This is a genomic window from Bacillus sp. 7884-1 (assembly GCF_002272245.1).
GTDB lineage: Bacteria > Bacillota > Bacilli > Bacillales > Cytobacillaceae > Neobacillus.
Genome location: NZ_NPDD01000078.1, coordinates 35384 through 45949, shown reverse-complemented (window position 1 = coordinate 45949; position 10566 = coordinate 35384). Strand labels below are relative to the sequence as shown.

General features: G+C 35.0%; 10 protein-coding genes. 7 read left to right on the top strand and 3 right to left on the bottom strand.

Features of this window, described 5'->3' with window-relative positions; genetic code table 11:
* Window positions 1-119: 119 nt before the first annotated feature.
* Window positions 120-455: a hypothetical protein gene (locus CHI06_RS10480; protein ID WP_206021638.1), complete on the bottom strand. Its 336-nt coding sequence runs from the start codon at window positions 453-455 to the stop codon at window positions 120-122.
* A 304-nt stretch (window positions 456-759) separates the two neighbouring features.
* On the opposite strand from CHI06_RS10480, the gene CHI06_RS10475 reads away from it, so the two are divergent.
* The 6 genes from CHI06_RS10475 (at window position 760) to CHI06_RS10450 (ending at window position 5855) form a co-directional block, all read left to right on the top strand.
* Complete coding sequence (locus CHI06_RS10475) at window positions 760-1056, top strand: HesB/YadR/YfhF family protein (RefSeq protein ID WP_095248491.1); 297 nt, start codon at window positions 760-762, stop codon at window positions 1054-1056.
* Between the two features lie 277 nt (window positions 1057-1333).
* Window positions 1334-2026 (top strand): F0F1 ATP synthase subunit A, encoded by a 693-nt coding sequence (gene atpB / locus CHI06_RS10470; RefSeq protein WP_095248490.1) that lies wholly within the window; start codon window positions 1334-1336, stop codon window positions 2024-2026.
* Complete coding sequence (locus tag CHI06_RS10465) at window positions 2023-2364, top strand: ATP synthase F0 subunit B (protein WP_095248489.1); 342 nt, start codon at window positions 2023-2025, stop codon at window positions 2362-2364. The genes atpB and CHI06_RS10465 overlap by 4 nt, the downstream gene beginning before the upstream one ends.
* Before the next feature lie 3 nt (window positions 2365-2367).
* Window positions 2368-3339, top strand: coding sequence for an AtpZ/AtpI family protein (locus CHI06_RS10460; protein WP_095248488.1), 972 nt, complete (start codon window positions 2368-2370; stop codon window positions 3337-3339).
* Between the two features lie 86 nt (window positions 3340-3425).
* Complete coding sequence (locus CHI06_RS10455; RefSeq protein WP_095248487.1) at window positions 3426-4682, top strand: DUF445 domain-containing protein; 1257 nt, start codon at window positions 3426-3428, stop codon at window positions 4680-4682.
* A gap of 96 nt (window positions 4683-4778) precedes the next feature.
* Entirely contained in the window at window positions 4779-5855 is a 1077-nt protein-coding gene (locus CHI06_RS10450) for a putative glycoside hydrolase (RefSeq protein WP_095248486.1), read from the top strand.
* A gap of 89 nt (window positions 5856-5944) precedes the next feature.
* On the opposite strand, the gene CHI06_RS10445 is transcribed toward CHI06_RS10450, so the two are convergent.
* The gene (locus tag CHI06_RS10445) at window positions 5945-7228 is read right to left on the bottom strand and encodes a purine/pyrimidine permease (RefSeq protein WP_095248485.1); all 1284 of its coding nucleotides are present in this window, start codon (window positions 7226-7228) and stop codon (window positions 5945-5947) included.
* A 356-nt stretch (window positions 7229-7584) separates the two neighbouring features.
* On the opposite strand from CHI06_RS10445, the gene CHI06_RS10440 reads away from it, so the two are divergent.
* Entirely contained in the window at window positions 7585-9294 is a 1710-nt protein-coding gene (locus tag CHI06_RS10440; protein ID WP_095248484.1) for a PucR family transcriptional regulator, read from the top strand.
* A gap of 45 nt (window positions 9295-9339) precedes the next feature.
* Here CHI06_RS10440 and CHI06_RS10435 read toward each other — a convergent pair whose 3' ends face one another.
* The gene (locus CHI06_RS10435) at window positions 9340-10560 is read right to left on the bottom strand and encodes an amidohydrolase family protein (RefSeq protein ID WP_095248483.1); all 1221 of its coding nucleotides are present in this window, start codon (window positions 10558-10560) and stop codon (window positions 9340-9342) included.
* Window positions 10561-10566: the final 6 nt, after the last annotated feature.

Below are 10566 nucleotides of genomic sequence, written 5' to 3'. Positions count from 1 at the left end.
CCTGCGGTGATTATTCGAAGAAGCATTCCTTAGTGGAGCACAAATCAACGGACAAATTTAACACAGCCAAATAATAAAAAAGATCAGATTTATACGCTTCTGATCTTTTTTTATTGTAATTATTTATTTTTTAAGATAATGATATCTTCTTCTGCTCGGGCTAATTTAATGAGGTGCGAATCCAGGCGACGATTAATATGTTGAATATGCTCACCATTTCCTGAATGATTCTTTATTTCTTTTACTACAGTGCTCTGTACCTCTTCAATACGCTGCAGTGATTCTTTTATATCTGACAAGTCAATCTGGTTAACCTCTACTCGATGCTCAATACTGTCCATTTGCTCCAATCGGGAAAGTCTGTGCTCAATATTTTCTAAGGTTTTATTAAAAGTATGAATTAACGTTTTTATATCGGATATGTTCTCAGTCAATTTATCAAGTTTTTGCTCCATTGTAATAACTCCCTTTTCGTAGTAAATATATTTTATCATCTTTAACACTTTAAATATGTTACAAATTCCAAAACAATACTGAACGATTTTTATTTTAGTATCCACCTTTTATATGATTATTGCGGAAATATGAACGATTTATAAAATCAGTCCTATAAGAGGTTTCCTTGTGAAAAATATCACATGCAATCCTAACAAAAAGCCTTAATCTTATATCATAAGAAGTGAAAACCATTTCTTTTAAATTTCCAGATTTTCAATCTTAGTTATGGATATTACCATTTTGAAAAGGTTGGTGCATATTATGTTAATTTCAATTGATGAAAAAGCTGCAAAGTGGTTTACAAATGAATTCGAGATCAATACCGTAAGAATGTTTCCACGATACAGTGGTTTCGGTGAAAAAAACAAGGGCTTTAGCCTTGCATTTTCAGCAGAGGCACCATCAAATGTTGGCTTTATGAAAGAAATTAATGGGATTAACTTCTATGTAGAAGGAAATGATGTATGGTTCTTCGAGGATACTGAAACCTGCCTTTCCTATAACGACGAAATGAATGAAATTCAAATAACTTTTAAGGAGACTATGGCGATAAACTAGTTCTCCTCCAAAAGACAACTTAGGGCAGCCATCTTAACTGGCTGCCCTTTTTCCTTTATTATTCCTATTCTGAACAATATAAATTGTATAACTAACTATATCTTAAGATTGTTTGTAACCATGCTAACTTAATTATTCAGAAAATTAGCAATAATTTATGAACTATGTTGCAATAACATTTGATTAGCTTTATAATGAAAGCGCAACCTAGTACATATTTCTTAGTGTTTAAGCAGTAAAGCTTATTTAACCTACTATAAGAAAGGGGTTAGACATCATGGAACATTCTAGGCCACAAGTAGTACTATTTAATTTAACCTTCGATTTATCCATTATCTTGACCACCACTATCGCTTCGATTTTGGTCTTTCTGATAGCCTACCTTGCTACAAGAAACCTCACAAAAGGGATACCTAAAAAATGGCAAAACTTTATGGAATGGATCATGGACTTTGTTAGGGATATCATGAATAATTCAATGGGTCCTAACAACAATTTATTTATTTTGTCTACTGGGGTATCTCTTTTAATGTATTTGTTTATTGCCAATCTTTTAGGTGTCCCTTTTTCCATCATAACCATTGAAGAACCCCCCGTTTCATGGTGGCGCTCCCCGACCGCTGATGCTCATGTCACTATGACATTAGCCATCATGATCATTGCCTACACACATTTCATCGACATTCATCTAAACGGATTTAATCATTACTTTACCAGCTCTTTCAAACCCTTTAAAGCTTTGTTTGCCATTAATATTTTGGAACAATTTGCTACAACTTTAACCTTAGGGCTAAGATTATTTGGTAATATATATGCTGGGGAAGTAATGCTTGCTCTACTTGCTGGTGCTGTAACCCATGGATTTGCTGTTGCTTCACAAGCAGCTATTCCTCTCCTCATTTGGCAGGCATTCTGTGTCTTCATCGGTGCTATCCACTGTTTGGACTCCCCATCTCTTTTGGAACCATGATTTATCAAGCTCTTATTTTTACTGTTTTAGTCTTTATTTTAAAAAAACTTGTTTTCAAGAAGTTAGTTGGTGTCTTGGATAGCAGAAAACAACATATTGAAAATCAGCTTCAACTAACAGAACAATATAAGCAGGAAGCTAAGAAAAATCTGGAACTTAGTACCGAAGTTCTTAAGCAAGCTAGAAAAGATGCCAGGGAAATCATAAAGCATAGTGAGCACGAAGCCAGGTTAATGATTTTGGACGAGAAAGCCCAGTCTAAAGAAATACTAATGGAAGTGAAAGAGAAATCATTCCGTTCCCAATCATTTGTGCATAAAGATAGTAAGGGGGCGTAAAATATGAAACACAAGTTTACCAAATACTTAGGCAGAGTAACAGAGAATCTTGAATTGGGCTTTGAAGAAAAATATATTTACATTCATTACACAAAAGGAAAAACAGAGAAAACAGCTTGTATTTTAAAAAATAATGATAAAACGAAAAGTGAATATTTAGAGTCCTTCTTCGAAGAAAACAAAGTGTCAGAAGAAATGAAAAAGGAGGTTAGAAAATTTCTTAACAATGAAAAAAACTTTAACGATCAACATTGGAACGAGTTTTCAAACTTTTTAATGAAAACCCTTTCACTAAACATGGTATTTGGGTTAACAATCGCCTTAACAGTCTTTGGGTTTTATAAACTTGGCTTTTTCTTAGATGCCCAATTCGATTTTCAACCGTGGCTAACCGTAATATTTACTTTTATTGGAATTGGAATTGGAGGACTTACTGGGTACGTAATGGTCCAAAAGTATTTTAAAAAGCCTGTAAAAGACATTTCTCAGAAAGATTTCGACATAGAAAGAGTACAAAAAGAGACTAATGACCATCCCATTATTGATGTCACCATTGATCAAGTTCGGAAAGCTGTGAGACAATTTTCAGATAATCTGCCAAAAGGTGTATACCGTACGATTATTGTCCAGGACGATAACAGTATCGATTTTAAACAGCTTGCCAATATTTTAGGCGGGATTCCTTCTAATAGGTATTATATGTCTAAAGAAACCTATGATCTTTTTGAGGAAAAGGACAAGAAAATTCCTGTTGAAATGGACATGGTTCAAAAAGCAGTAGACTTGTTCGTCAAGGAACACAAGGAATACCCGATGCTGCGCTTTGATCCAAATCGAAGAGTTAACTATTACCAATTACTTCAAGAAAAACATTTGAAATCTGCCCCCGAAACACAGTTTTATATCACGGAATTAGATGGGCTTATAACGCATATTAAACCTGAAAAGAGAAAAATGGAAAACTCCTCTCATTAGATAGGAGTTTTTTTTTGCTTTTTTTTGCGATATTGAGATAATAGCATTAGCTAGCATACTTTAGTAAAAAAATGAGGGATTCAAAGATGTCGAGAAAAAAGAATAAATCGAAGCACTTAGCGACGATTTCTCTAGCTGTAATGGGAGTAGGTTTTGTCGCTACATTTCCTTTTCAGGATTCCCTTTGGGGAATAATCCTTCAAGGGGGATTTGAAGCAGGGTTGGTCGGGGGACTTGCCGATTGGTTTGCAGTTACTGCATTATTTCGTCACCCTCTAGGTATACCAATACCTCATACAGCACTTTTACCGAAAAACCGAAAAAGAATTATTGCAGCAATTATTTCAATGCTTGAAAATGATTGGCTGACCAAAGAAAGCATTAGAAAAAAAATATCGAGCATTTCATTTACCGAGAAGCTATTTCATTTAGCACAGAATTCTCTAAGCGGACAACACGTGAGAAAAGCCGTTGTTAATTTGATTCAACATTTACTTCATTCTATTGACAGTAAAAAGCTGGCACCCATCATTGCAGAAGAGTTGAAATTAAAGCTTAAAGATTTAGATGTAAGTAACTACCTTCCCCTAGCCATTGATCAACTGCTAAATAGGAAGTATGATGAAAAAGCACTTGATTTTATCCTAAAAGAGGTAGATGACTGGGCAAAAAAGGAAAGTACAAAAGAAAGACTTGGCAGGATGGCAGTAGATGCACTTGAAAATATCAAAGCAGATGGTTTTATGCAATTTGCACTTAAATCATTTACGAACATTGTCAATGAGGAGAAATTAGGGAATATTATTCAAGGTCTTATACAAAAAGGTGTAAAAAGCTTTAGTGATCCCTTTAATCAAAATAGGCAAACCTTACTTTTTCATATAAATACAAAACTACAAGATATTAAATCCGACGAAAATCTCGCTTTGGAATTAAACACAATAAAGGAACAAATGATTTCAGAATGGAAGTTAGAGGATAAAATCACGGAATTTGTTGAACAGCTAAAACAAAAAGCTAGTTTCCTTATCGAAGTACCTAATTTTTACGAGGATTATCTCCTTCCTCTTTTATCAAAGGCACTTGAAAACCTGAAAGCAGATAATGAAAAAGTCGTCGCTATTGAGTCTTGGATTCAGAATCAAATTTCTATTTTTGTGGATAATAATCATGCGAAAATTGGAAGACTCGTTGCAGAAAATCTCGAAAAACTCGATAATAAAACACTCATTGATATGATTGAAAACAATGTTGGAAAAGACCTGCAATGGATCCGAGTAAATGGCGCCGTCTGCGGATTCCTAATCGGACTTATCTTAGTTGGATTGAAATTGATTTTTTAAAAATTGGGCTATCTTGATCTTCAAGATAGCTCTTTTTTATAAAAATCACCTTTGCTGCACATTCTAATAGGTAATAAACAACAAAGGAGCGATGTTATGAGAAAATATCTACTAACCCTTTATGTCATCCTACTATCCTTCAGCCTTCCATTTCATGAAATTGTTCAAGCTTCTAAACCATTTCCAGAACCCATCAGAGGTATCTATGTAAATGCTCCAAATACAAATAAACCCTTATTTAATCAATTGCTTTCTCTCGTTAACAGTACCGATTTAAACGCAATGGTTATTGATATTAAAGATGATCATGGGAATCTTACCTTCATCCCTTCAAAAAAATCACCCTATTACTCAATCGGCCGTCCATACATTCCAAATCCTTCTTCACTCATGAACACGTTAAAGAAGAATAACATTTACCCAATCGCCAGAATTGTCGTTTTTAAGGATAATGTACTGGCCAATAAGTACCCAAATTTATCTTATAAAACCACTAATGGAGTATGGAAAAACGCTCGGGGTGATTCCTTCACTAACCCCTTTCTTAAGGAAGTTTGGGATTATAATATCGGCCTGGCTATAGAAGCAGTAAATTTAGGGTTCAAAGAAATTCAATTTGATTATGTACGATTTCCTGAGAAGTTTGAAAGGGTGGAAAACCAGCTTGTCTACGATAAATCGGCATTTCAAGGGATTAGGGTTAGGGCTGTAAGTGAATTTGTAAGATACGCTAGAGAAAAACTCAAGCCCTACAATGTGAAGGTTTCAGTCGATGTCTTTGGAAATGCAACCGTCATTCCTGAAGCAGCAGGAATTGGGCAGAATTTCACGAATATCGCACAAAATGTTGATGTCATTTCTGCGATGATTTATCCAAGTCATTGGACCTCCATATTTGGTATTCAAAAGCCAGATTTACAGCCCTATCACCTCGTTGAGGGCTATGCTAAGGTTGAAAAGGAACGATTAAAGAAGTTAAATAATCCCCCTATATCTCGGCCATGGCTGCAAGATTTCACTGCTTCTTGGCTTGGAAATGGTAATTATAAGGTCTATGGCAAGAAAGAAGTAGAAGATCAAATCCGAGCATTACATGAACAGGGAATCAATGAATATTTGTTATGGAATGCAACCAATAAATATACGCCAAACGTTGATTATACACCCTATTGATGTATGTTCATGAAACAATAGATCATGTGATATATTTTCTCAAATCAGCAATTAAAATAGTGAAGCTGCAGAACATATGCCTCTGCAGCTTAATTTTTTGGTTTCCAAAGTTGTTCAAAAATAATCGCTAGAAATGTTCCTACTAATAAACCATTTTTCCCTATATTTTGTATGATATATGGAAGACCGTTAAAGGTCTCATCGGGTAAAAACATGACTCCTATCCCAAATAGTAAAGATATCCCAATAATAGTAATATTCCTGTCATTTAACGGCTGTTTTGTCAGTGAGCGAATCGCTATTCCAAGCATCTCGATTAGTGTGGCTAGAAGTGCTGCGCTGGCTACTGGTAAAGGTAAGGTGGCCAACAAGCCAACAATACTAGGAGATAATGAAATGATTACCATAATCCCACAAGCAAACAAAAAAGGAATAATACGATATTGTTTTGTTAATCTGACAAAACCAGCTGTAGCTGGCAATGGTACAACAGCAATTGTTGAGAATACTGCAGAAAAAAGATGAGAAACTCCCCCTATCCACGTTCCCCGAATAAGTTTTTCATGGAATTGTCCTTTATTATTTGGAATTGATTCCTCTGCAGCAGAAATGGCAGCAAATGTATTAGAAATAAGTAAAAAGGTGAATAAAATAGCTGTAACCAATACACCCCCAGTTATTTTTGGGAAACCCCATGGGAAAATTTCCGGGAGCTCAATAAAATCAGTATAGATTGAAATGCTAAGATGACCTTTTCCAAAAACAAGAAATGTAATCCACCCTGCCAAGATTCCTAATAAGATGGCATAGCTCTTTAACCACCCTTTAGCTTTTGAAGAAAATATAATAATAATAATAAAAACAAAAATTGAGAGGAGAAAGCTGACCACATCTATCTGACCGGTCCTGTTATCTATTGACACCATCCCTTTAATAAAGACTCCACTTAATTGTATGGCTAAAATAAACAGAAACGTGCCAGTTACAATTGGTGTAAAGAGAAACAATAAATGTTGAACCCACTTTGTTATCCCTAGCATAAATAATAATAATCCAGCAACGATTAAACCAGCCTCAAGTGTTTGTAATGTCTCGATCATGGTCATTCCTTGCTGCGTGCCAATACTTGCAAAAATAACAAAAATACTTACCCAAGAACCGGCTGGCCCATCTGCAATGGGAAATCGATGGCCGAATTTCGCCTGCATAAACGAACTAAGCCCGACGATAAAAAAAGTTCGCTGCATTAAAGCTGATATTTCAGTTGCAGTAAGCAGAAATACATTTCCAATTACAATTGGAAGTGCAATAGAATTAGCCATCAAATAGACAAACCATTGAAACCCACTTAAGTATTTGTTTTCTGTATTCATAGAGGATTTAGTAACCTTTCAAATTTCTAAAAGTGTCAAAGCTCGGATCATATTTGGCAGTAAAAAAAACAAAGTTTAAGAAAAACTTCTAATACTTTATGGTTATCTTGCCCAAAATAACACCAATTCAATTAGGCGATATGCACAATGATTTATGTTTAGTTTGACTGAAGATACCTACAGGATATATATACCTCCCTTTTTGGTAATAATAACTTTCTACCCCTTATTCTATATACCATTTTAATTCTAATGCCTATAATCGTCATTGTTTATCGGAACCAAAAAGACTTGAATTCATTTGAGCATGTTGTACAATAAATAGTGATGAAATGATAATTTAGGATGTGTAAAGATTGTTGACTGTTAAAGACCTTTTTGCAATTAAAGCCATTGATGGATTAAAAATAGTAGCTGGGGAAACAGGAATTAATAATGAGATAACCATTGTTAATATTATTGAAAATCCTGAGGCATTCGACTGGCTTTCACCAAATGAACTGCTATTATCTACAGGATATATTTTTAAAGACAATGAAGAATTACAAAATCGAATCATTAAGGAGCTTTCAGAAATTAACTGTGCCGGACTAGTGATCAAAATGAAAAGATACTTTGATAAACTCCCACAGAACATGATTGACCAAGCAAACAAGCTTGGATTACCTTTACTGGAGTTACCATTTGAATATACTTTATCAAGGGTCATCTCGATTATTAATGAAAAAGCATCAGGAAGATACGATTTATTAAATAGAAAAACCCTAGACATACATAATCTATTTTTTAGAATTACACTTGAAGGCGGCGGAATTGATAGAGTTTTATCGATGTTATCTGAGACCATTAATAATCCGATTATTTTTGTAAATGAAGAATGGAAGCTAGTGGACTTTACAGAACATGTAAATAATAAAGTTCCGCTTTCATACTGTCTTGAATTGGTGAAAAATAGACCCGTGTTCTCAAAAGAATTCATTGACTCTATTCCAAAAAATATTAGTGAAATAAAAAAGACAATTAAACGAATTTATTATTTAGAAGGCATGGAAATAAAATGTAGAATCCTGCCTGTTGCAGCAGGAAGCTCTATTTATGGATATATAATTGTATGGCAAACAGTAAGTGAACTATCTGAATTTGACTTCATTATTTTAGAACAAGCATCGACAAACATAGCACTTGAAAGGATAAAAGCCAAGGAAATAGAGGAAGTAAAATTAAAAATCAGACAGGACTTTTTCGATGATTTGCTAACTGGAAAAATAACCTCTAGCGAAACCATCCACACACTAAGTGAAATGCATGGACTTCACTCAAATTATATGTATTACTGTATTGTGATTAATATAGAATCAGAGGAGTTTCAGCAGTATGAGGACATGGTGGCTAGAAGGGTTAGCTTAGAGAATAAGGCTAGAAAATGTGTTGATTTAATTTATGATTACGCTAATAAAGCAGACGGAGAAGTTACCTGCTTCCATCGAAACAATCGAATCATCATCTTAATTGGTCAGCACGAAAATCGGCCAGCAGTTTCTGTTTATGAAGCAAAACAATACACTAATAACCTATACAGTATCCTGACTAAGCAAATAACCAATTCTACCTTCTTAATCGGAATTGGCAGACAGTACGGAACGATTCGTTCTCTTCATAAAAGCTTTTCAGAAGCAAATGAATCAATAAGATTAATGCAAAAATTTAAAAATAGTGGCGGAGTATCCCATTTTGAAGATCATTCAATCTATCACTTTTTAGATTCCAATATTAAAGATATGGAATTAGAAGAATTTTTTATGAAGCGGCTTGGAAAAGTTTTTGAAAACGATCAATTACATGGAACAAGCTACATTATTACATTAGAGAATTATTTTCAGAATAACCTTAATATCAGCGAAACATCAAAAGCAATGTTCTTGCACCGGAACACACTCATCTATAGAATAGAGAAAATCAAAGAAATATTAAATTCTGATTTAAAGAATTCAGAGGAACTGCTTCAAATCCAATTAGCATTAAAGATTTTTAGACTTTTAAATAAGAAACTTCACACAGACTCATAAGACGAAACAATGCCCCGTTAATTAATAAATAGCGGGGCATTTAATTTACAATTGTCCTGATACTACTTTACCTTGAAAAATAACTGCCTCACGCTTCGGTGTTCTTGCAACCGCTTCTGCTGAACAAGTTGCATTGACAAGAACTAGACTTGCTACATCTCCTTCAAGAGGCCAGGCTACTTCACCTTCATTCGTTAAAGGGGTTAGACCGCCTGTCGCAAATTTTAACGATTGTGCTAATGAGCGTTCATCACTTCTTCGATAAAGTTCACCGTATCGTGTTACCTTCTCTAATACATCCCCTGTTCCGTATGGTCCCCAAGAATCATAGAAACCGTCGCATCCTAGGTAGACATTTACACCCTTTCGATCTAGCAAATCAATTGGCGGAAGGTTTTTTGTAATTGGGATGGTCGACATGATTGACATACCAAGTCTGCTTAATTTTTCTGCGATTTCTTCCTGCTGAGGTACCGGCACTTCTCCTAAACTAAAAGCATGACTAACGGCTGCTCGATTGTGCCAATTTGCTTCTTCAACCATTTCAGCAAATTTATCGACTGTATAAAAGCCGACATGTCCATTATCATGTAAATGAATATCAATATCGGCATCAAATTCGGTCGCAAGATTCATTACTTCATAAAGTGATTTTTCGATATTACGGTCAATACCAGCTGGATCTAGACCACCGACTAGGTTTGCTCCTGACCTCATTGCTTCTTTCATCAATGGAATCACATTTTCTCTTAGGAGACCGTGTTGAGGGAATGCTACGATTTCATAGGTCAGCTTATCAGAATAATTCTCAAGCGCAGCTTTTACACCCTCTAGGTTTTTCATGCCAATATAAGGATCGATGTTCACATGTGTCCGGATATGAGTGGAACCATTAGAAAGAAGTAACTCAATCATGGCACTGGCCCGCTGCTTAGCTGTTGGAGCTAATTCCTCAAGTTCCATAGCTTCCAACCGTAAACGTTCTTCCAAATTGTTTGCTGGAATAGGGGCCTTCCAATCAAGAGAAAGATAAGTTTTATCTAAGTGATTGTGCATTTCTTTAAATGTTGGAAGAGCTAATAGTCCTTTTCCATCAATCGTTTTCTCAGCTTGTGGAATGGCAAAGCTATTAGATTTCTTCTCTACAATTTTACCATCCTCGATTTTCAAATGAAAAAGCTCTGTTTTCGTTTCGTAAACACCTTTTCCATCCTGAATATATCCTGTTTCTAATCTTACATTTGTTAACCAATATGGAGTGGTCATTCTTTC